Here is a 22,954-nt window from a genome sequence, read left to right on the forward strand (position 1 = left end):
GGCATTGGCACCCCGAGGCACTACGCCGCTACCTACCGTCTGGTAAATGGATAGCTTTCCTACTGCCGCTGCGAGTCCTACTTCCGTCGACCGTCCGCTGCGTCTGGCGGCCATCGACGTGGGCAGCAACTCCATCCGCCTGCTCATCGCCGAGCGTGACGACGAGGGCGGGTACCACGTGCTGGACGAGGAGAAGGTCAGCCCGCGCCTTGGCCACGCCCTGGCCGAGACGGGGATGATCGCCCCGGACCGGCTGGAAGACGCCATCGGCGCCGTCGAGCGAATGAAGCAGATCGCCCTGGGCTACGGGGTGGCCGAGATCCGCGTCATCGCCACCAGCGCCGTGCGCGAGGCGGGCAACGGACACGAATTCGTCGCCGGCGTCGAGCGGCTGAGCAACCTCAAGACCGAGGTCATCGGCCACGAGGACGAGGGCCGCCTGGCCCACAAGAGCGTGGCGGCGGCCTTCGACGTGCGCAAGCTGCCGTTTGCCGTCGCGGACATTGGTGGCGGCTCGACCGAGGTCGTCTTCAGCCGCAGCGGGGCCGTGGAGAAGGTCGTGGGCCTGAAGCTGGGCGCGGTGCGCGTGGCCGACATGTTCGGCGGGGCCAGGGCGTCCGAGCCGCACACCTTCGACGAGATGCGTCAGTATCTCAAGGGCGCCATCGAGGTGGCCGTTGGGAAGATGCCCCTCAAGCCCAAGGTGCTCTTCGGCACCGGCGGCACGTACAGCGCGCTGGCGTCGATCCAGATGGCCCGCGAGGGCACGAGCGCCGAGAGCGTGCAGGGCCACCGGCTGACCCGCGAGCAGGTCACCAAGACGCTCACCAAGCTGCGCTCGGCGCTCGAGAAGGGCGAGTCGGTGGCCGGGCTCAACAAGGACCGCTACGACATCATCCTGCCGGGCGCGGCCATCGTCGAGGCGCTCATGAAGACACTGAAGGTCGACGAGCTGGTCGTGCACGACCGTGGTATCCGCGATGGGCTCATGCTGTCGATGCTCGAGGGCCACACCGCGCAGAGCAAGGGCCGAGGCGCCCCGCCCGCCGCTACGCCCACGCGCGCCACGCTGGGTAGCCGCTCGGAATCCATCCGCCGCTTCGCGCGCAAGTGCCGCTACCACGAGGCCCACAGCGAGCACGTGACGATGCTGTCGCTGGAGATCTTCGACCAGTTGGCCCAGCAGTTGCCCGAGATCGCCCGCGAGCTGGCCCGCTCGCACCCCAGCCACCCGCTGGCGGTCGACCACGAGACGGCGATGGACGCCCAGGGTCGCGGCGTGCTCGAGGCCTCGGGCGTGCTGCACGACATCGGCTACCTGGTCAACCACTCCAAGCACCACAAGCACAGCTACTACATCATCGCCAACGGCGAGCTTGACGGCTTTAGCCCCAGGGAGCGCGAGCTGATCGCCAACGTCGCGCGGTACCACCGCCGCAGCCCGCCCAAGAACAGCCACGAACCTTACGCGGCCATGGACAACCACGACCGCAAGATCGTTCGCCGGCTGGCGGGCATCCTGCGCGTCGCCGATGGGCTCGACCGCACGCACACGCAGGTGGTCGATCGCGTGGCGGTCACGATCGAAGCCCGCGCCTCGGATGGACACCCCGCCGACCACCCCAACACGGCGGTCTTCACCGTCGAGTCACCCAGCGACGTGAGCACCGACGTCTGGGGTGCGCAGCGCAAGAGCGAGCTCTTTTGCTCGGCGTTCGGGCTGCGCACGGCGTTCGAGACCGCCTAGGTCGGCCAGCACGCAGAAAGTCGTCTTGATTCGGCCCCGCTTCGGGTAGACTGGGCGAACGCGCCCTCCGGAGGAATGGCCATGACCATCGCCGCATCGAGGTTTGTTGCCGTCGTGTGGTGCCTGTGCGCTGCCACGCTGCTGGCCCAGTCGCCCTGCCCGCCGGCCGAGCAGTCGGCAATCGGCGGAGCGATGTTCGACGTGGCGATCCACGAAGACGTCGCCTACATCGCCAACGGCGGGGGTGGCTTGCTCGTGCTCGATCTTCATGACCCTGCCCGGCCGACCGAGTTGGCCGAGCTAGCGCTGCCCGGGCAGGCGCAGGCCATTGCACTCGAGCCCGCGGCGCAGCTGGCGTACATCGCCGGCGCGGACGGGGGGCTGCACGTCATCGACGTCGTGCAGCCTCGGCGACCACGCCTGGTGTACTCGCTTGCGACCAACGGGCTGGCCCGCGACGTAGCGATCGCAGATGGGCTGCTGCTGGTGGCCCAGAGCGAAGCGGGGCTGGGCGTCTACGACCTTACCAACCCGCGCGTACCGGCCTTTCGATCGCACTTGGTGACGCCGGAACTGGCCGTCGGCGTGGCAGCGCAAGACTCACTCGCGGTGGTCGCCCTGGCGCGCGTCAGCCCCATCCTCGTATCGCTTGAGGACCCGGCGGCCCCGTCCATCACCGCAACGCTCACCGAGTTGACGTCCTGCTGGGACGTGGACATGGGCGACGGCTACGTGTATGCCCAGGGGCGGCTTTCGCCGGTCGACCTGTGTGTCGCCACGTACGACGTTGGCGACCCAGCCGTACCGGTGCAGACCGACTCGGACTGCATCGCGGGCGGCCGGCTGCGTGTGGCCCAGGATCGGTTGCTGGTCACCCGCCATCGCGAACTGCTGATCTACGACCTGGCCGACCCGTCGCAGCCCGAACTGGCCGAACGGATCTCCACCGGCGTATACCTCACCGCCGTGGCATGGACCGGCGGCCCGTGGGTGGTCGCCGGATCGGAGGCCCTCCTGGCCATCGCGAGTGATCCGCCGCACGGCGTGCTCGGGCGATTCGATCAGGTCGACCTCAGCCAGTTGGATCGCGCGGTCGTTGGCGGCGACCTGATGGTGACGGGGGGCGCGTTCCAGGTAGTCGACGTGGCCGACCCGACCACGCCGACGTTCCGGGGGCGGGCCGAGATCTATGGCTACGACGCGGCGATCGATGGTGATCTGGCGTACGTCACGCGTTTTCTTGATCTGACCGTCATCGACTTGGGCGACCCTGCCCGCCCCACCGCCGTCGGCTCGGTGCGCGTGCCGGGCAGCGATGCGGAGACATACCGCGTGGAGGTGCGTGGCAACATCGCGTACACGTACTCGCTGGACATGTACTTCCGCATCATTACCACGCTGGCCAGCATCGACGTGCACGATCCGAACAACCCCGCCGTGCTGGACACGCTGGTGGGCGTGGGCAACGCGTTCGACATGGCGGTTGGAGACGGCCTGATCATCACCGCCGATGGGCCGCTGCGCTTCGTCGACGCCACCGACCCGGCCAACCTGCGGCCGTTGGGCCAGCTCGAGGGTTCGTACAACGCCGTGACGTTGAACGAGGATTTGGCGTTCACCATCCACGGCGGGCCGGTGCAGTCGCTGCGCATCGTCGACGCCTCCGATGCCGCAACGCCGCGGATCATTGCCGATCTTCCGTTGACCCGGGCCCCAGCGTACCTGGAAGACCTCGTCGTCGTCGACGGCGTGGCGTACCTGGTCGGCCGCGAAGCCGGACTGCTCCGCGTCGATGTTGCCGATCCGAGTGATCCCGTCGAGCTCGAACCGGTTGCGATTGCGGGCGAGCCGTATTCGATCACGGCCCGCGGCACGTTGCTGGTGGTGACCACCACGCGGGGCGTCCGTCTGCTGGAGACGGGCCAGTGCGGGCCGTGCCGCGCGGATCTCGACGGCGACGGATCGCTCACGTTGTTCGACTTTCTCACGTTCCAGAATGCCTTCGCCACCGGCAACCTCGACACCGCCGACTTCGACGGCGACGGCGTGCTGACGCTCATGGACTTCCTGGCGTACCAGCGGGCGTTCGCGATGGGCTGCGGCTGAGGCGGCTTACGCGGCGGCGGCGGCCGTGCGCAGATCATGCACGAATTGCTCGAAGGCCTGGTCGCGCGTGGACTGGTCGGGCATGCGCAGTATGGCCGAGGGGTGGATGGTGCCCAGCACGGCGGCGCCCCACTGCTCGCTGTCGATGAGCTCGCCGCGCTGCTGGGTGACGCGGTAGGTGCGGCCGAGCAGGGCCTGGCCGGCGGTGGCGCCCAGTGCGACGATGATTGCGGGGCGGACCTGCTCGATCTCGCTGCGCAGCCAGGGCAGGCAGGCGCGCACTTGCGACACCGTGGGCTTCATGTGGATTCGACGCTTGCCTCTCGGCTCGTGGCGGAAGTGCTTGACGGCGTTCGTCACGTACACCGCTGCGCGGTCGATGCCCGCGGCCGCGAGCGCCTCGTCGAACAACCGGCCGGCCGGGCCGACGAAGGGGCGGCCGGCCAGGTCCTCCTCGTCGCCGGGCTGCTCGCCCACGAACATCAGCCGTGCGTCTTTCGGCCCCTCGCCGAAAACGGTCTGCGTGCCGACGTCGCAGAGCTCGCAGCCCTCGCACTGCCTGGCGGCGCTCCTGAGCTGCGGCAGCGAACGGTGCCCCTTCGGTGGGAGGAACGCCTCGGCCCCGGGGTTCTCGTCCTGCTGGCGGGCCATCATGGTTTTCACCCTCTCGGGGGCTTCGCGGAGCAACTCGTCGATGATTCCCGTCTCGGGCATGGTCGACCAGTACCGCCTCGGCATCTCCTTGAGCATGGCGCCAGTCTTGATGCGGGCGGGGTTGAAGATGTTGCGGTAGTAGGTCTTCCAGAGTTCTTCCATATTGTCGTTGGGGCCGTCGCGCTCCGACATCGGATCTCGATCGACGCCCGGGCCGTACGTCAGGCTCCGGCCGTCCCAGTCGGCGCTCTGGTGGGGCGTGAAGATGGTCCATCGCATCACGCCGAAGCGGCGGGCGAAGAAGGGGCCCACCAGCGGCAGCACGCGGTGCTCGGGGCGGTGCCAGGCGAGGTAGCGCTCGCCATCGGCGTCGTCGTCGACCTTCCGGAACCGCACGAACGCCTTGGCCTTGTGGGCGTCGAAGCGGACCTGCTTGTGCATCACCTCGAAGGGCCGCACGTCGGGGTCGGCCGCGTCGAGGAGCAATCCGCGGTCGCCCTCGACGCCGATGCGCCACACGAGGCGGTACAACACGGCCCAGCGGGATTCGTCGCGGTGGCAGGCGACGGTGCGGGCCCGCTCGAGGAAGGTTGCCGGCAGCCTCACCGCGGGGGCGGTCCCGCTGTCTTCCACGCCCGGGTCGAACAGCGAGCCGCCCGCGTCGGCGTCGCGCCAGGCCACGGCGTCCGGCGGCACGCGGCGGCGCAGCAGGCGGCGCGCGTGGTCGCACCACTGGTCGAAGTCGTGGCTTACGCCCACAACGATCACGCCGGCCGCTCCAACTGGTCGACCGCCAGGCGGCGGGTGAACAGCCGCATCTGCCGGTCGCTGGGCTTGAAGCGTTCGATCAGCAGCTCGGGCGTTTTCTTGATGACCTCGCCGCCGGGCACGCGGATGAAGGGGCCCGCCCGGTTCATCGGCGTCCGCATCGCCCGCAGGTCGGCCTCGCGCACGCGGCGACGCGTGCGGAGCTTCATGATCCGCCCCACCGTCCGCGTGCCGAAGCCCGGGACGCGGAGCAGGTCGGCCCGCGGCGCGGTGTTGACGTCGACGGGGAAGAAGGCCGGGTGGCGCAGGGCCCACGACAGCTTGGGGTCGTGCTCCAGGCTCAGGTCGGGCGCGTCGGGCATGGTCAGCTCGCTGGCGTCGAAGCCGTAGAAGCGCACGAGCCAGTCGGCCTGGTACAGCCGGTGCTCGCGGATGAGCGGCGGGGTCATGGCCGGCAGGTCGCCATCGGCGCCCAGGAACGGGCTGTAGGCCGAGTAGTAGACGCGCTTGAGGTTCTGCCCGGTGTACAGCCTCGTCGCGGTGGTCAGGATGTCGCGGTCGTTGGCCGGCGAGGCCCCCACCACCATCTGCGTGCTCTGGCCGGCGGGCATGAAGCGGGGCGCGCTGCGGGTCTTCTTCCGCTCGGCCTTCGACTCGATCAGCCGGTCGCGCAGGGCGCTCATCGTCAGGTCGACGGTCTTCATGCTCTTCTCGGGGGCGAGCTTCTTGAGGTCGGCGTCGGTGGGCAGCTCGACGTTCGCGCTCATGCGGTCGGCGTAGCGGCCGGCCTTCTCGAGCAGCTCCCCGCTCGCCCCCGGCACGGCCTTGAGGTGCACGTAGCCGAAGAACCGCTCGTCCTGCCGCAGCCGCCGGGCGACCTCGGCGAGCTGCTCCATGGTGTAGTCGGGGCTCTGGATGATGCCCGAGCTGAGGAACAGCCCCTCGATGTAGTTCCGCTTGTAGAACTCGACGGTCAGGAACACGACCTCGTCGACGGTGAACCGCGCCCTCGGCGTGTCGCTCGTCACCCGGTTTACGCAGAAGCGGCAGTCGTAGACGCACCAGTTGGTCAGGAGCAGCTTGAGCAGGCTCACGCACCGGCCATCGGGCGTGTAGCTGTGGCAGATCCCCACCCCGTCGGTGTCGCCCAGGCCCCTGGCCTTGCCGAGTCTGCCGTTGGAGCGCTTGGCCCCGCTGCTGGCGCACGAGGCGTCGTACTTGGCCGCGTCGGCGAGGATGGCCAGCTTCCGTGCGAGATCCATGAAACGATTCTAGATCCGCCAGGGCTATTGTTTGGGTTGTGGGCGGGTAAGTGTCAATGCGGGTCGGCCCTGCTCCGCCGGCCGCCGAATGGCCAATTCTGAACAGCCCCCGCACGCCAGCAAAGCCGCCGCTGAAGCCCGCGTGAGCATCGCCTCAGAGTGCACGAACTCCCTGTCGAACCCTTGTTTTACCGAAGAAAACGGGCAAGCTGTCCTTCGGGCCGTCGACGCACGGGTGGGGCGGCACGTGCCGCCCGCGACGCTTTCAACCCCTGGAGATCACCCATGCATCCCGTCACCCGTATCACCTCGCTTGCTTCCATAGCCATTCTGATGGCCCCGCCCGCCCTGGCCCAGTGCGACTGGCAGCGCGTCGATTCGCCAAACCCAGGCGACTACGCCAACAGCTTCGCCGACGCCCACGCCGCCGACGCCGACGGCAGCCCGCTCTACGCGCTGCTGCTGGCCGACAACACCGCCGCCTTCGGCAACCCGCTGGACTACCTGGTCTACCGCCGCGACGCGGGCGACTGGGTCGCCCTCCCGCCGCCGGGCCGCGGCTCGCTGGACACCATCCCCCAGTACTTCGGCATCCACGTGGATGAGCAGGACCGCGTGTTCATCTTCGGCACCGAAGACTTCGACGAGCCCTCGCTCCAAGCCGACCCGACCATCACCATGTACGACGGGTTCTGGCGCGAGCCGGTGACGATCAACCTGGGCATCATCTTCGGCCTCCCCACGTTCCAGCGGGGCGGGGAGATCCACGCGATGGACACCGCCCCCGACGGCACGATGTTCGCCGTGGGCAAGGCGACCGGCCACGCCCGCACCGATGACGGCAACATCCCGCTGTTCATGATCAACCGCGGGGGCGAATGGGTCGAGCTGGTCCCCGAGACGATGGACTTCCCCGGCGCCCTGGACCCCAGCACCATCCTGACCGACGTGCGTGCCTTCGCGGCCGACGACGTGTGGGCGGTGGGGGCGCACGGACGCAACGACGACACGGGGCTCGACGCCGGCGGCCTCATCCTGCACTGGAATGGCTCGGAGATCACCATCGTCGAGGACCCGCGCACCGGCGGCGAATTCGAGGGCTTCCCGCTCGAGAAGATGGACGCGATGGGCCCCAACAACATCATCGCCGTGGGCGGGTACGTGTTCGACGGCACGAGCGCCATCGCCCACTACGACGGCACCGAATGGACGCGGGTCGATAGCCCGGTCGACGACACCTTCCTGGACGTCGCCTTCGACGAGGACGGCACGGCCTGGGCCACGCCCTTCGCCGCACACCCCGAGATCGCGTTCTTCGATGGCTCGAGTTGGTCCGCCCGGCCCGCCCCGCGGCCCGAGGACTTCCTCAACACGCTGGCCACCGACGGCGATGGGGCGGTCTGGCTGCTGGGCCAGGATACGGATTTCGACTCGGCCAGCCTCGTGCTCGACTGCGACGCGTGCCCGGCGGACTTCAACGGCGACGGCGACCTGGACGTCTTCGACTTCCTGGCCTTCCAGAACGCCTTCGACGCGGGCGACCCCAGCGCCGACCTGACCGGCGACGGCGTGCTGGATATCTTCGACTTCCTGGCGTTCCAGAACGCCTTCGACGCGGGCTGCGAGTAAGGAGGACGCCACCCGGTGCCAGCGCCCGAGCATGACCAATCCAAGCCGGAGGGTTCAGGCCCCAAGCCCGGCACGCTGCACCGCGAGCTCAAGTTCCGCGATGCGCTCATGTTCGGCGTGGGCGGCATGCTCGGGGCGGGCATCTACGCCATCATCGGCGAGGCGACCGCCGACGCGGGCAACCTGCTTTGGCTCTCGCTCTCCCTGGCCGCGCTGGTTGCGTTGTGCACCGCGTTCACCTATGCCGAGTTGGTATCGATGTTCCCAGACGCGGGCGGGGGCTACGAGTACGTCTCGCAGGCCTTCGGCCGCACGTTCGCCGCGTGGGCGGCGACCCTCTTGTTGGGCACGGGCATCATCGCCGCGGCGGCGATCTCGATCGCGTTTGCCGACTACCTCGGCCGGTTGGTCGATCTCAACGCGCGTGTGATCATCGCGGGCATCCTGGTGCTGGTCACCGCCTTCAACGCGTGGGGTGCGGGCGAGTCCTCGTGGTTCAACACCGTCGCGACCATCGCGACCGTGCTGGGGCTGCTGGTGGTCATCGGCTTCGGCGTGCCGGCGGTGTTCGGCCTTGGCGATGGATCAGAGGGCGGCACGGACCTGCTCGGCCCCGCGCCCGGCGGCTGGATCGGCGTCTCGGCGGCCGCGGCGCTGGCGTTCTTCAGCTTCGTAGGCTTCGAGGACCTGGTCAAGATGGCCGAGGAGGTCGAAGAGCCGCGGAAGAACCTGCCGCGCGCCCTCATCGCCTCGACGCTCATCGTCACGGTCATCTACGCGCTGGTTGCGATCTCGGCGGTGAGCATCCTCGATCACGAGAGCCTGGCCGAGTCCAAGGGCCCGCTGTCTGCGGTCATGCGCGAGGCCTGGGGCCCCATCGGCGGCGTGGGCATCACCATCATCGCCCTGTTCGCCACCAGCAAGACGGTTCTGACCAACGTCATGGGCAACTCGCGGCTGCTGATGGACGTGGCGCGCGATCACGACAAGCTGAGCTTCCTGGCCTACGTGGCCCCCAAGGTGCACACGCCCGTGGCGGCCCTGGGGCTGACCTTCGTCGTGACCCTGGCCTTCGCCCTCATCGGCGACCTTGGGCTGGTCGCGTCCATCAGCAACTTCTGCGTCTTTTCGGCCTTCATCGTCGTCAATGCCGCCCTCATCAAGCTGCACGTGAGCCGGCCCGAGCTGCGCAAGCAGCAGGGCTTCCGCGTGCCCCTGCACGTGCCCCTGGGCGCCGGCCGCGTGTCGGTGCTGCCCTGCGTCTCGATCGTGCTGCTCATGGCGCTCATCGCGGCGAATGTCAAGAACCTGCTGGGATAGCGGCAGCCCCGCGTTCTGGCACTGATATTGCACCCTTGCCTGCCGTGGCCGCGAAGAGCGAGTGGCCGCGCCCCCGCGGGCCCACCGTGGCCCGCACGAGCCCCGACATGGCCACCAGTGGCCCACCCGCTCGGGCACAGCACCCCGGATTGGAGAATTCAACGATGCCCACGGCCCCCTCCCCCCGTCGTGCGTGCGGCCTGCTCGCCGTCGCCGCCCTGACCGCCGCCAGCCCCGCGCTGGCGATCGATGATGTCGAGCCCGGCCCGACCCGGGCCCTGGAGCGCGACACGGTGTTCCAGCCGTCGTATGGCGACCAGTTCTACGGCGAGGTCGCCGCCGGCGTGGACGAGTACTTCGCGGTGTGGGCCGACACCCGCGTGGGCGGGCGAGCACCCATCGGCTTCGACCTGTACGGCCAGCGCATCAACCCCGATGGAACGCTGGAGGCCCCCGGCAGCATCGCGCTGCTGGCCTCGCTCGATCGCGACGTCGACGGCGTGCCGGTGGTGGCGTTCAACGGCTCGATCTACCTGGCCGCGTGGTGCGAGGGCGACGAGCTATGGGCCATGCGCATCGAGCAGGACGGCACGCCCATCGACCCCGACGGCTTCCTGGTCGGCGTGCGGCGCACGCTCCAGTGGCCGTCGATCGCCAGCGACGGCGACGGCTTCCTGATCGCCCAGGGCGGACGCGATGGCAACCTGTACGCGACGCGCGTGGGGGCCGACGGCGCGGTGCTCGATCCCGATGGGCTCGTCATCGACTCGGGCGTCACCAGCAGCGGCTTCCCGAAGGTCGCCTTCGGCGACGGCGCGTACGTGGTGACGTGGAGCCGCCTGCCGGGCGGGAACGTGCGGGCCCTTCGCATCACGCCCGATGGCACGCTGGTCGACGGCGTGGGCGGGTTCGACGTGTCGGGTGGCGACTTCGACGTCTCGCCGCAGATCGCCTATGACGGCGAGAAGTTCCTCATCGGCTGGTCGCGTGAGGACGTGACGCACTTCGACCTGTACTCGTCGACGGTGGACTTCGGCGCGGGCATCGCGGTCTCGACGCCCCAGGAGTTCCTCGACGGCGCCACCCTCGGCTTCATCCGCAACACGCAGATCAATTTCAACGGCCGGGACCACCTGTTCCTGATCACCGTCGATGAGCCGGCCAGCGTCTTCCGCGACGTGTACGCGATGCGCCTGGATACCGGCGGCTTCGCGCTCGATCTTCCCTTCCCCGTCGACAACACGCCGCAGCTCGGCCAGACCTCGTTCGGGCTGGCGAGCCTGGACGGGCAGTGGCTGGCGGGCTACGAGGCCAACGACATCCTGGGCGTCGACCTGGTGTACGACGTGCAGGCGGCGCGCATCGACGCAGGCGGCACCGTGCTCGATCGGCCCGAGCCGCTGGAGATCTCGCCTGGCGCGACGTGGCAGGTGCAGCCGGCGATCGCCGCGGCGCCCGGCACTTCGCCCGGTTCGCCCGCGTTTCTCACGGTCTTCGAGGACTGGCGCGAGGGGCCCAGCGACTACCAGCCCGACCTGTACGGCGTGCGCGTGGATTCCAACGGTGTTCCCATCGACACCACCGCGTTCCCCGTCGCGACGATCGCCGGCTCGGCCCAGACCGATGCCCACGCGACGTACGCCGACAGCTCCATCGGCGAGCAGTTCGCCGTGGCGTTCCAGAGCCAGAACGGCGCGGTCGACCAGATCCGCCTGGCGCGGCTGACCTTGGATGGCGCGCTGCTGACGCCCGCGGGCGGCACGCTGCTGTTCGCCAACCAGCCCAACGGCGACGCGCTGGACCCGCGCATCGCCTTCAACGGCGACCGCTTCGCCGTTGCCTTCAGCGACGGCCTGCTCGCGCCCGGCGAGTCGGCCCTGCGCGTGCGGCTGGCCGACGCCTCGGGCGCGCCCATCGGCGACACGCTCAACGTGCCCGCCGCCGACCGCGTGAACATCAACGCCTTCGACGTCGCGGCCGGGCCCGACGGCGAGTTCCTGATCAGCTGGACGCGTCCCTCGCCCGGCGGCGCGTACGCGACGCGGCTGTCGAGCGACGGCGTGTTCCTGGGCACGGCCACCCTGCAGACCACCGGCACCACCACCATCCGCTTCTCGCGCGTGGCGTACAACCCCAGGGCCAACGGCGGCGCGGGCTCGTACCTGGTGGCGTGGACGCAGTTCGACGGCGGCGGCCTGCGCGTCTTAACGCGCCCCCTCGGCAACGACGGCCGGCCCCTGGGCCCCACCGTCGCGCTGACCGACCCCACCTCCAACATCGCGGTCGTCAGCGTCATGGCCTCGGGCGAGGGCTTCGTGCTGGGCGGCTCGACGCTGGTCGGCTCGGGCCCCTCGGCGACGTTCCAGCGCTGGGTGCTGCCCGTGGACGACACCGGCGCGACGACGGCCGAGCGCACCGTGCTGGCCACGAGCGAGCGCGACCTGACCTACGGCGACGCGGCCTTCGCGCTCTCGGACGGCTCGCTGCTGGCCGGCTACAGCCAGTTCGAGGGCAACCCCAAGAACGCGGCGCGCCTGTTCGTGCAGCCGGCGGCCATCGGCGGCTGCCCGGCCGACTTCGACGGCGACGGCGTGCTGACGATCTTCGACTTCCTGGCCTTCCAGAACGCCTTCGACGCGGGCGAGCCGATCGCCGACTTCGACGGCGACGGGCTGCTGACGCTGTTCGACTTCCTGGCGTTCCAGAACGCGTTCGACCAGGGCTGCGTATGACTTCTTCGGCGGCGTGGAGCGGTAGTACTCGCGCCGCGCCTCGGTGTGTGCCTTCTTGAGAGCTTTGGCCTTTGCGATGGCCCGGCCCCGTGCCTTCATTCGGGTACGGATGGGCAGGGTTGTCCGGTTCAGGTTCTCGTCGAGCATGACAACACCTTAATGCAACGGCGTGCGGCGTCAAGCCGTTTCCGTTGCATCACCACCACACTGCGCACTTCGGCAGTGATGGGGTGCAGATTGTGTTGCATGTGTAGGTGGGATCGGGGGATACTGGGAGGATGCGCGATGCGGCTACCCGGGCGTGCGCAGCGTCCGCGTGGCGATGTCGAACTCCAGCAGGTGCCGGCCCTTGGTGATGAACAGCACGCCGTCGTCTGGGTCGTGGCGGAGGCGCACCATGCCGTAGCCGCCGGCCATGTCCTCGGGCAGGGCGTACTCGGTCCACTGCCCGTCGGCCAGGTCGAGCACGACAAGCGTGTCGCTGCCGTTGGCCCAGTAGACCAGCACGCCATCGGCCACGATCTTCTCGGCCGAGCGGTCCAGCCGGCGTGGCAGCGGCCAGCGGGACTGGCCCACGGACACACGCGTCGCCTCGTCGGTGGTGTCGGCGTAGACACGCTCGCCCGCCGCGGTGAAACCGATGGTGAACGAGCCGAACGGCACAGCGGGTTGCGCCTCCAAGAGCGGCGCCGGACCACGCGTGCGCACTATCAGTGCCGCGTCACCCTCGGGAAGGCGCTCGAACAAGGCCACCGAGGCGGCGTCGATCACGAGCAGGTCGCGGGCCTGCATCGCGGGAGCACCCGGGAAGAGTTCGAGCCTATCGAGGTTGGCGACGATCGGCCGGCGCGGGAACCCGCCCGAGAGCATCACGATCGTGGAACCGAACCGCGCGCCCGCACCCGCCCCGAGGCCATCGGTGCCCGGCAGCGTCGCGGTGCGTCCATCGAAGCGGACCTCGATGGGTCCACCCTCACGCGGCATCCACGCGAAGGAGCCGTCGCCGAAGAGCGCGATGCCGTCGGCCGATTCGAACCCCGGGGCCCGGGCCAGCACCTTGCCCGACTCGTCAACGAGGCGGCGCGGCTGGCGCATCTGTCGCACAACCGCCAGCAGTCCATCGGCCGTGCGCGCGACCGCGTGCACCTGCTCGCCCTCGGCCGCAATGCCCATCGGCGCGAGGCTCCTGGCCGGTGGTGCGGGCGTGGGCGGGTCGCCGCAGCCGGCAACAAACGCGAGCAGGATCAAGAGCGCGGGCCATCGCATCGGCGATAGTAAGCCGCAACGCGTCCGTCGCGCTCGCCCGTTTGCCACCGCAAACCCCTAAAACACGCGTTGCGGAATCTTCCCGGCGCAGCCGAGTTCTTTAGAACCCCCGCCGTCCCTCGATCGCGTCCTCGAGCACCGCCTTGCTCGCCCAATCGATCTGGCCGCCCGAGGGCAGGCCGCGCGCCAGGCGGCTGACGCCCACGCCGCGCCTTTCGAGTTCTTCGGCCAGGTACAGGCCCGTGGCGTCGCCCTCGAGAGTTGGGTTTAAGCCCAGCACGACCTCCTTCACGCGCACGCCGCCGGCGTTGCGCGCGGGGTCGTCGACGCGAGCAAGCAGGTCGGCGATGTTCAGGTCGCCCGGGCCGACGCCCTCCAAGGGGCTCAGCCGCCCCATCAAGACGTGGTAGACGCCCGCGAAGGCGCCGCTGGCCTCGATGGCGAACAGATCGCGCGGCTGCTCGACGACCAGGACGAGTGAGGCGTCGCGCGCAGCGTTTCCGTCCGGCCCGGGCACCGCCGCCCGGCACACGCGGCACGGCGGCTCATCAGCGAGGTTCCCGCAGATGGGGCAGGGCGTCGACCGCGTTCGCATTTCGGCGATGGCCTGCGCGAGGCTCTTGGCCGCGTCGGGCGGGCCCTTGAGCAGGTAGAACGCCAGCCGCTCGGCGGTGCGGCGGCCGATGCCCGGCAGGGCGGCCAGCTCGTCGATGGCCCGCTGCACGCTCGCCGGGTAGGGCGTGGGGGCCGGACGCTTCGATCCGGCGGGCTTACGGGTTGGTCCCCTGTCCTTGGGCGTGTCCTTGGGCATCGCCCAATCGTATTCCTACCCTTGGCCATGACCGAGACGCCCGACGCACCGGCCGAAACCCCCACCACCCAGAAGAAGTCCCGCCGGAGGCTGATCGCTCCCGTGCTGGTGCTGCTCGTGCTCCTGGCTGGCATCATCTGGTACGCCGATGATGGCCACGAGCTGTTCTGGCCCAAGCGATGGGGCGTGGTGCAACAGGACGCCATCTACCGCAGCGGCGAGCCGCTGCCCGTGGCGACGGGCCGGGCGGTCAAGGCCCACGGCATCCGCACGATCATCGACCTGGGCGCCCACACGCCCGGCACCGAGGAGGAGATCGCCGCCCAGCAAACCGCCGAGGAACTGGGCGTGACGCGCTACCGCTTCGGGCTGATCGGCGACGCAACGGGTGACCCCAACGACTACGTGGCGGCACTCCACCTGATGAACGACCCGGCCAATCAGCCCGTCTGGGTGCATTGCGCCGCCGGCAGCGAGCGCACGGGCATGCTCATCGCGCTCCATCGCATCATCAACGAGGGCTGGGACGTCGACCGCGCCTACGACGAGACGCACCAGTACGACCACGACGACAACGAGTACCTCCGCAAGATGCTCGACCGCTGGCTGCCCGAGATCGAGCGGGCGTACCGCACGGGCGAGACCATCGACTACGACCCGGCCACCGATGGCCTGGGCGCAGCCGGGCGGGGTGAAACGAATGGTGGGCGGACGGGGCCGTTCAAGCAGCTCGAGCGTGCGCCGGAAGTGCTGGAGGGCGGCTGACATGGACCCTATCCGCGTCGCCTGCGTCCAGTACCTGAACACCGCGCCCCTGGTCGAAGGGCTGGAAAAGCTCGAGGGGCTCACCCTCATCCCCGCCGTGCCGGCGGATATTGCGCCGATGGTCCGTAGTGGCGAGGCGGATGTGGGGCTGGCGTCGGTCGTCGATGCGGTGGGCGAGCCCGAGCTTGTCATCCTGCCGGCGGGCATGATCGGCTGCGACGGGCCCACGCTGACGGTCCGGCTGTTCTCGACCATGCCGCTCGATCAGGTATCGACCGTGGCCGCCGACGCCGACAGTCATACGTCAGTTGCGCTCGCGCGCGTACTGCTGGCCGAGACGTTCGGCGTGACGCCCCGGTTCGTGCCGTTCAACGCGATCGAGCGCATCGCGCTGGAGGGGGACACCGTCGAGCAAGACGGAGACGGCTGGCCCGCCTGCCTGCTGCTCATCGGCGACAAGGTCGTCACCCACAGCCCCCCGGCCGTGCGTTATCCCCACCAGCTCGACTTGGGCGAGGCATGGAAAGAGCTCACGGGCCTGCCCTTCGTCTATGCGGCGTGGCAGTGCCGGGCCGACGCGCTCGATGGCGATGAAGGCCGTCGGCGCATGGCGCTGGCCAGCGCGATGCTCGACCGCCAGCGGCGGCACAATCAGACGCGGCTGGACTGGCTCGTCCAGCAATGGGCTCCCCGCGCGCGCTGGCCGGTCGACCTCGCCCAACGCTACATCGGTCAGTTGCTGCGATACGACCTGGGCGCGCACGAGCGCGAGGCGGTGGAGCGTTTCTTTTCGCTGTGCAACGTGCACGGCGTGTTGTCCGCCGGGGTGCCCCAGTTTGCAGACGTTGCCCGCCCCAACCCGGTGCCCGGGAACGCCTGAGCCATGCGTGCGCGCAGCCCGGCCAGCCAGCCGGCACGCGACGCCTTGGCCGAGCTCCGCCGAGCGCCGCGCCGCGTAGTGCTCCGCGCCATCGACCGGCTGGAAGACGCCGCCAACCAGCTCGACACGGGCGCAGCGGTGCAGGCCGGCTGGTTCCTGAGCACCGCCTCGGGCTACGACATCCACGTGGCCGGGCGCGTACCGGGCGACGTGGCCCTGACCGATGCGTGCGCTCTCATCGAGTCGTTGTGCATCGCCGCCGACCTGCGCGCCGACGAGCTTCCCCCCGGCTGCCTGGACGCCAGCGAACTGGCGAGCAGGTGGAGCGTCGCCGAACGAACCCTGCACCGCTATCGCAAGAGCGGCCTGCCATCGCGCAGCGTCCGGAGCGGTCGCACGCGTCGGCTCGCCTTCACCCCCGCCGCCGTCGCAGCGTTCGAAGCGCGCCGCGGGCCCGCTTTGAAAGGCGCCCGATCGTTCACGCGTATCAGCGACGAGGACCGTCAGCGGGCGATCGAGCGGGCCGAAGCCTTGCAGGCCACCGGCCTGAGCCCCAACGCAGCCGCACGCACGGTCGCCAATGAGTTGGGCCGCAGCCACGAGGCCATCCGCCAGATCCTGCGGAGGCACGCCGGGACATCGACCGCGTGGACCGAATCACACAAACGATTCGCCCTGCGCGCCCACGACCGTTTCATCGAGCCGGCCAGGATCGCGTCTCGCCTTGATTGCAATACCGCCGCGACCCGGCGCATCATCGACGCCGCGCGCCTGGCACGCCTGCAAGCGCTGGACCTTGACGTAGCCGCGGCGCCCGAACCGCAGGCAATCCGACTGCCACTGGGCGCTCCGGGTCCGACGCTGCTGGCCGATCTCGTGGCCGAGATGCGCGAGGCGACCGTGCCCGACCGCAAGAGCGAGCATGCCCTCACCGCATACGCCCGCTTCCTTGTGTCGCGAGCGGCTCGCACGATCGAAGAAGAGCGCGCCGCCGCGCTGCGGGCCGAGCCCATCGACGCCGCCGAGACCGATCTGCTCTGGGCGGCCCGGCTGCGCGTGGAGGCCCTGCGCCCCTTGCTCGGCATCGTGCTGCGAAGCGTCGAGGCGCGGCTGGGCGACTCCATCGAGTCGCTGCCCGCGCGGGCGGCCATCGCCAGGCTCGAACTTGCCCTTGCCGCCGCAGCCGAAGCCGCCCATCGCTATGACCCGGCACGTGGCGGGCGTCTGAGCGCGGCGGTGACCATCGCCGTGGACCGCGCGGCGGGCGAAGCGCTGGTGCCGGCCTCGCGGATCAGCAGCGCCCGTCGAAGCTTTGCCCTCTCCCACGTCAACGACTGGACGCGCCGTGTCAGCCCCTGGCAAGGCTTCCTCGAGGCGCCCATCGTCCTCCGCCTGGGCCTGTCCCGCGTACCGGCCGAGCAGCGATCGCTGCTGGAGGCCCGCTTCGGCCTGGGTGAGCGACCCCACACGCTTGCGGAACTGGCCGACCGCTTCGGCATCCACCGCCCCTGGATCGCCCGCCGCGTGCGCGAGGCGGCCGTCGCGGCGATCGCGGCGGGCAGGCAGGCGGCTCCAACCGATACGATGGCTCCATGACGACCGCCACGCCCGACATGTCCGCCGCCCAGCGCCAGGCCGCCGAGATCACCAACGTCCGTCTGGTCGTCGGGCTGGAGGTGCACGTCGAATTGGCCACGGCCAGCAAGATGTTCACCCGGGCGCGTAACCCTACCTCGCAGGCCGCAGCCGATGCCCAGCCCAACACGCTGATCGACCCCGTGGTACTCGCGCTGCCCGGCGCCTTGCCGGTGCCCAATGCACGCGCCATCGAGCTTTCGATCGCCGTCGGGCTCGCGATGGGCTGCTCGATCGCCCGGGTCACGCGCTTCGATCGCAAGAGTTACTTCTACCCCGACCTGCCCAAGGCCTATCAGATCAGCCAGTACGACCAGCCGCTGTGCTTCGATGGCCTCGTCGAGGTGCCGACGTTCAACGATCGGGGCGAGGTCGATCCGGTCGGCCCGCGCACGCCCATCCGCATCACCAGGGCCCACCTCGAAGAAGACGCCGGAAAGCTGCTGCACGAGGCTCCCGGCGGACGCGCCATCGATCACTCCATCGTCGATCTCAACCGCGCGGGCACGCCCTTGCTCGAGATCGTCACCGAGCCCGACTTCACCCATGCCGGGCAGGCAGAGGCCTTCTGCCGGTGGCTACGCCACACGGTGCGGCTGATGGGCGTCAGCCAGGGCGTGCTGCAAGAGGGCCACATGCGCTTCGAGCCCAACATCAACTGCGTGCTCACACTGGCCGGCGGGCAGACCATCACCACGCCGATCGTCGAAGTCAAGAACCTCAACAGCTTCCGCGCCGTCGTCGGCGCCATCGAGTACGAGCACCGCGCGCAGCCCGAGCGTTGGCGCCAGGACGGCCGCACGATGGGCCCGGGCGCCAAGGCAACTTCCGGCTGGGACGACGCCAACCAGCGCACCATCGTGCAGCGTGAGAAGGAAGACGCCCACGACTACCGCTACTTCCCCGATCCCGATCTCCCCCCCGTCCGAATCGAGCAGGCCATGCTGAACGGCGCGCAAGCCATCGCCGCCGAATCCTGGAGCGATCGTCTGGCGAGACTCACGGACGACCTGAAACTGCCAGTCGCCGATGCTTCGATCATCCTGAACGACCTGGCAACCGCAACATTGTTCGAAGCCGCGCACGCGTTACTGCTCGAGCGCGGCCACGACCGGGCCAAAGCCGCCAAGGCCGTCGCAAACGCCGTGACGCAAAAGCTCGCCAGCCTGGCCAACGAGCGCAGCTGCACGCCCGGCGAACTGCCGATCTCCTCCGATCAACTGGCGGGCTTGATCGACCTGCGGCTGGCGGGCGAGATCAGCAGCAACGGCCTGGACGAGTTGCTCTTGTCGATGGCAAGCGATCCCAGCGACGCCGATGCGCGTGCGCTGGCCCAGTCGCGCGGACTGCTCATCGTGCAGGACGTCGACGCGATCGACACGTGGTGCCAGGCCGCCATCGATGCCCATCCACAAGCCGCCGAGGAAGTGCGCGGCGGCAAGCCCCAGGCCATCGGCCGCCTCATCGGCCACGCCATGCAACAGGCTCAAGGCGCGGGCGATCCCAAGACCATCCGGGCGCGCCTGCTCGACATGCTGGGCTGAGTAGCTCTCGGCTGAACTAATCGAAGATCGAGGGAATCGGAGGCGTGCCGATGTGCGGGCGTGGGCCGGGCACGGGGTGCGGCAGGTACTCGTACTCGTCGCCCAGGTCGTCGGCGAAATTCGTAAGCCGAACCGACCCGTCCAGGAACAGGACGTTGCCCGTGTCGGGCTCGGGGTGCCACGACGCGTCCACGCGCCATTCCCGGTCGACCACGATCTGCCATTGCGGAACCGCGATGAGCAGCAGCCGGCTGGGCATGGTCTGGATCTCGTGCTCGGCCAATGGGCCCGGCCCCGCCTCGGGGTCGGTCAGCCGCTGGTCGAGCAGCAGCGGATTCGCGCGGTAGCTGGTGCCGAATCGCTCGAACACCGTGGGCTGGGGAAACACGTCCTGGGTCACCGGCTTGCCCGACGCCTCGGTCCAGCTGTAGCCGCGATCCAGCGGCGAGCGGAAGAGGTACGCCAGACTGTCGGCCTCCTGCTCGCTCTCGGTCACGATGTAGCCGTTCATCGGCCGATCGCTGGCCAGCACGGCCCTTCGATCGGCGCCGAAGAACGAGGCCCCGCCGTACTTCCAATCGGCATCTTCGCGGAAGGGCATGGCCTGGTGATCATCGACGTACTGGCGCCAACCGATGCCGATCTGCCGAAGGTTCGTCGCGCACACGGCGCCGTTGGCGGCGTATCGGACGTATCGGAGCGACGGCAGCGACAGGCCCAGCAGCACCGCCACGATGCCCATCGTGATGAGCAACTCGAGCATCGAGAACCCGCGACGCGATGGGTTGGTTGGCGTGCCCAGGGGCGTGCTCATGGCTCGGAAATCCTAGACCGGCTCCAGTCGGCGTTGCGGCGCGTCCTGCGGCCGCTCAGGGCCGACGCGTGTTGTATGCCGCTGGCCCTAAGGGCGTTTCGGCGCAGGCGCAATCGAGCAGGTATCTGGCCAAATCGCTGCGATCGCCCACCGGGGCACGAAGGACGCATCGCTACGTTTGGACGCTGGTCGCCGCTGCGGCCGCCGCCGGCGCCAGCAGCATCGCGGGCAGGAACACGCTGAGCCATCCGGGCATGCCCGCAATCGGGGCCGAAACACCAAGAACCGACAGCACCAGGGCCGCCAGCACGATCGGGGCGCACTTGGCCGCCTGGATGCCCATGTTCCGCGGCTCACGCGTGACGAAGAACGGCAGGGCAATGACCAGCGACAGCGCCGTGGCGACCCAGGCCCCAACACGGCCCCACCGGTCGCGTTGCAGGCGGCGGCGCAACTCGGGCGTCAGGCTCTTGTCCTGATCAAGCATGCGTCCGAGCGTCGCGAAGCTCAGGTGCTGGCCCAAGCCGGCAAAGCGGCGCACGGCCAAGGCGCTCGGGTCCATCTCCGTCTGGATCCGATCGACCGCTTCGGGCTCTCCCGCACGCCCCACCGGCTGGGCCACGCCGCCGACCAACACCCAGGCCGAGCCGTCCCACGTCGCCCGTTCGGCCGAGATCAGCCGCGTCGGCACGCCTACCTCGTTGCGCTCCCAGATCTTGACGCCCTGCATCTCGCCCGCGTCGGGGTCGAACACGCTGGCGAAGAACAGCCGGCCGCTCGCATCGGGCGTCGTGGGAAGGTTCGTCACCCCGATCCGTGCGTCTTCCCGCGTGACGCGCGGATCATCGGCCAACAACACGCCCACGATCCGCGGCAGGACCAGCTCCTGATTGGCCACGCCCACCAGCATGAACCCCAGCGCGACCACCATGACCGGCGCCATGGCCCGCCACAGGCTGATGCCGCTGGCCAGGATGGCCACCAACTCTCGCCGGGCCACGAGCTGGGCGGCCGTAAAGCCGAGCGCCGCCACGAGCACGAACCCCAGCGTGAAGTTGAACAGTTGCAGCAGCCTGGGCCACCACAGGCTCCAGATGACCGAGATCGTGGCCAGCACCTTGGAAACAAACGCATCGTGCTCGCCGGCGTAGCGAACGTACCGATGCAGGTTGAGCGAAGCATCGACCACGACGATGAAGCTGCCGAGGATCAGCAGCAGCAGCAGCACGTTGATGAGGTACTGCCTTCCGATGGTCCGATCGAGCAGTCGCACGCCCACGCCCCCTCAGCCTTTCCGCCCGCTGATGCGCAGCGACGTCCACGCCACCAGCCCCGCCAGGACCAGCGGGCCGCCCCACAGCAGAGGCAACCCCACGACGCCGTAGTCCTCCACCATTTCCTGCCCGGTCGAGATAACCAGGACCATTGCCAGCGCCGGCAGGAACGCCGCCAGGTAGGCCGTCAGCGGCGGCGCTTCCTGGAATCGGATGGCCGCAACCGCCCCGGCGATCGCCAGGATCAGGGCCGAAGCGCTCAGCGCCAGTCGCTCCTGGTGCGTGCCCAGGATCTCCCGGCGCGTCTTGGCGATGCGCTTGCGCAGGTCTTCGGTGGGCGGGGTCAAGAAGGGATCTTCGCCACCCCACCGTTCGTTGTGGGCCGCAACGGCCGCCAGCAGTTCATTGCTCGACATCGCGAGCATCTGAGAAACCGGATCGCTCTCGACCTTGAGCGGCCCGAGCGTCATCTCCTCGCGCACGCCGCCCACGCGCGAGCCAGTATCGGGCCCCTGGGCTACCGCCGTGCGTACGTTCTCGCCCAGGAGCATGAGCTCCATGCCGCGATTCGAAGGATCGCCCGTCAGGTTGGCTTCGATGGTGGCACGCTCGATCTCGAATCGGTCGAAGGAGCGAGAGCCACCACGCTCGGGCCGATATCGCTCCACCACGATCGGCTGCGATCCCCGTTGGGCCAGCCGCCAGGCCTGCGAATCGTCGTCCCACTCGATGCCGCCAGCCCGCAGCACGAGCGTCGATCCATCGGCGCCGAGCATCTGCACGGCCCCACCCCCACGCAACTCACCCACCGTGCGTTCGATGACCATGCGCAGCGCCAGGTGGAATGCCAGGTCGCGCCGGGCCGCATCGATGGGGCCCAGCGGATCGGGATTCTCGTACGCCCGGCGCATCTCGCCCCAGGTCAGGAACTTCGGCCTGTCTCCGGCGCCCCCGGGCATGAACAGCGTGTCCTGGAACTCGCCGACCTTGCCGTCGGCCAGGCGACCCGCGTCACCCACCGCCTCGCGCACGCGATAGATCACCTCGCTGACGCGCTCGCCCGGGGCGCCGGGCGCCTCGTCAGCCGAGACCAGGTCGGCCTCGGTAATCTCACGGGGCTTCATGACGTACAGGTCGGCTCGCTCGGCCGCGCCCCAACTGACCATCTCGCCTTCGGGATCGAGCTTCACCAGGTGGGCGCCCAGGAGCACCAGGTGGGCCTGCACGCCGGGCTGGTCGACCTCGGGCGTAAACACCTGATCGGCATAGAGCAGGAAACCCTCGACCTGCACGGCCTCGCCTCGCTCGATGGCGCGGCTGATGAGCCCGGCGGCCTGGCCCGACGCCACCTCGCCCATGCGTTGCAAGAACCTGGGGATCACCTGCTCGCTCAGCACGCCAAGCGACGCCGTCAGCACCACCCCCGTCACGATGGCCGGCATCAGAAGGGCCACCAGGCTCATGCCCCCGGCCTGGGCGGCCATGATCTCCCGGTCCTGAGCCATGCGGTGGTACGCCAGCGTGCCCGCCAGCGCACCGGAGAACGGGATGGCATATGCCAGCATCGGAACGGCCGCCAGGCCCATGAACTTCAACGTGTCGACCGCCGTGAGTTGGCCCTTGGCATAGTGCTGCACCGTGGCGCCGAAGGCCGTCACCAGCACCAGCACGGCCGTGATCAGCAGCACGTGCCGCCACAGCTCGATCGTGATGTGCCCGATCAGGGTCCAGGAGACACGCACGGGTG

At 69.4% G+C, this 22,954-nt stretch carries 16 protein-coding genes; 9 read left to right on the top strand and 7 right to left on the bottom strand.

Translation table 11 applies throughout. The annotated features are described in order from the left end of the window. The first annotated feature begins 46 nt into the window (after positions 1–46). Both RIE32_05035 and RIE32_05040 read left to right on the top strand, forming a co-directional pair. Complete coding sequence (locus RIE32_05035; protein ID MEQ9095609.1) at positions 47–1,747, top strand: Ppx/GppA phosphatase family protein; 1,701 nt, start codon at positions 47–49, stop codon at positions 1,745–1,747. Between the two features lie 81 nt (positions 1,748–1,828). Further along, complete coding sequence (locus RIE32_05040; GenBank protein MEQ9095610.1) at positions 1,829–3,853, top strand: GC-type dockerin domain-anchored protein; 2,025 nt, start codon at positions 1,829–1,831, stop codon at positions 3,851–3,853. Between the two features lie 6 nt (positions 3,854–3,859). Here the strand turns inward: RIE32_05040 and RIE32_05045 are convergent, their stop codons facing one another. Together RIE32_05045 and RIE32_05050 are read right to left on the bottom strand one after the other, a co-directional pair. Further along, positions 3,860–5,275: a UdgX family uracil-DNA binding protein gene (locus RIE32_05045; protein ID MEQ9095611.1), complete on the bottom strand. Its 1,416-nt coding sequence runs from the start codon at positions 5,273–5,275 to the stop codon at positions 3,860–3,862. Next, complete coding sequence (locus RIE32_05050) at positions 5,272–6,537, bottom strand: putative DNA modification/repair radical SAM protein (protein ID MEQ9095612.1); 1,266 nt, start codon at positions 6,535–6,537, stop codon at positions 5,272–5,274. The genes RIE32_05045 and RIE32_05050 overlap by 4 nt, the downstream gene beginning before the upstream one ends. 285 nt (positions 6,538–6,822) lie before the next feature. On the opposite strand from RIE32_05050, the gene RIE32_05055 reads away from it, so the two are divergent. The 3 genes from RIE32_05055 to RIE32_05065 all read left to right on the top strand — a co-directional run bounded on the left by RIE32_05055 (position 6,823) and on the right by RIE32_05065 (position 12,218). Then, positions 6,823–8,166: a GC-type dockerin domain-anchored protein gene (locus RIE32_05055; protein MEQ9095613.1), complete on the top strand. Its 1,344-nt coding sequence runs from the start codon at positions 6,823–6,825 to the stop codon at positions 8,164–8,166. A 15-nt stretch (positions 8,167–8,181) separates the two neighbouring features. Continuing rightward, complete coding sequence (locus RIE32_05060; GenBank protein ID MEQ9095614.1) at positions 8,182–9,486, top strand: APC family permease; 1,305 nt, start codon at positions 8,182–8,184, stop codon at positions 9,484–9,486. A 164-nt stretch (positions 9,487–9,650) separates the two neighbouring features. Continuing rightward, positions 9,651–12,218: an EF-hand domain-containing protein gene (locus RIE32_05065; protein ID MEQ9095615.1), complete on the top strand. Its 2,568-nt coding sequence runs from the start codon at positions 9,651–9,653 to the stop codon at positions 12,216–12,218. A gap of 291 nt (positions 12,219–12,509) precedes the next feature. Here the strand turns inward: RIE32_05065 and RIE32_05070 are convergent, their stop codons facing one another. After that, positions 12,510–13,484 carry a hypothetical protein gene (locus RIE32_05070; protein MEQ9095616.1) on the bottom strand — a complete coding sequence of 325 codons (975 nt, stop codon included), beginning with the start codon at positions 13,482–13,484 and terminating at the stop codon, positions 12,510–12,512. 100 nt (positions 13,485–13,584) lie between these two features. Continuing rightward, entirely contained in the window at positions 13,585–14,295 is a 711-nt protein-coding gene (gene recR / locus RIE32_05075) for a recombination mediator RecR (GenBank protein MEQ9095617.1), read from the bottom strand. Between the two features lie 27 nt (positions 14,296–14,322). Between recR and RIE32_05080 the strand changes: the two genes are divergently transcribed. Genes RIE32_05080 through gatB form a run of 4 tightly spaced genes read left to right on the top strand, consistent with a single transcriptional unit; the run spans position 14,323 to position 19,119 of the window. Next, positions 14,323–15,060: a tyrosine-protein phosphatase gene (locus tag RIE32_05080; protein MEQ9095618.1), complete on the top strand. Its 738-nt coding sequence runs from the start codon at positions 14,323–14,325 to the stop codon at positions 15,058–15,060. A gap of 1 nt (position 15,061) precedes the next feature. Continuing rightward, positions 15,062–15,940 carry a menaquinone biosynthesis protein gene (locus RIE32_05085; protein ID MEQ9095619.1) on the top strand — a complete coding sequence of 293 codons (879 nt, stop codon included), beginning with the start codon at positions 15,062–15,064 and terminating at the stop codon, positions 15,938–15,940. 3 nt (positions 15,941–15,943) lie between these two features. Beyond that, the gene (locus RIE32_05090; protein ID MEQ9095620.1) at positions 15,944–17,536 is read left to right on the top strand and encodes a hypothetical protein; all 1,593 of its coding nucleotides are present in this window, start codon (positions 15,944–15,946) and stop codon (positions 17,534–17,536) included. Further along, positions 17,533–19,119 (top strand): Asp-tRNA(Asn)/Glu-tRNA(Gln) amidotransferase subunit GatB, encoded by a 1,587-nt coding sequence (gatB, locus tag RIE32_05095; protein MEQ9095621.1) that lies wholly within the window; start codon positions 17,533–17,535, stop codon positions 19,117–19,119. The genes RIE32_05090 and gatB overlap by 4 nt, the downstream gene beginning before the upstream one ends. A 16-nt stretch (positions 19,120–19,135) precedes the next feature. Here the strand turns inward: gatB and RIE32_05100 are convergent, their stop codons facing one another. The 3 genes from RIE32_05100 to RIE32_05110 all read right to left on the bottom strand — a co-directional run bounded on the left by RIE32_05100 (position 19,136) and on the right by RIE32_05110 (position 22,949). Continuing rightward, entirely contained in the window at positions 19,136–19,933 is a 798-nt protein-coding gene (locus tag RIE32_05100; GenBank protein ID MEQ9095622.1) for a type II secretion system protein, read from the bottom strand. Between the two features lie 172 nt (positions 19,934–20,105). Further along, complete coding sequence (locus tag RIE32_05105; protein MEQ9095623.1) at positions 20,106–21,206, bottom strand: LptF/LptG family permease; 1,101 nt, start codon at positions 21,204–21,206, stop codon at positions 20,106–20,108. Positions 21,207–21,218: 12 nt separating this feature from the next. Next, complete coding sequence (locus RIE32_05110) at positions 21,219–22,949, bottom strand: LptF/LptG family permease (GenBank protein MEQ9095624.1); 1,731 nt, start codon at positions 22,947–22,949, stop codon at positions 21,219–21,221. Positions 22,950–22,954 lie beyond the last annotated feature (5 nt).

The organism is Phycisphaerales bacterium (genome assembly GCA_040221175.1).
In the GTDB taxonomy this organism is placed as follows: Bacteria; Planctomycetota; Phycisphaerae; order Phycisphaerales; family UBA1924; genus JAHCJI01.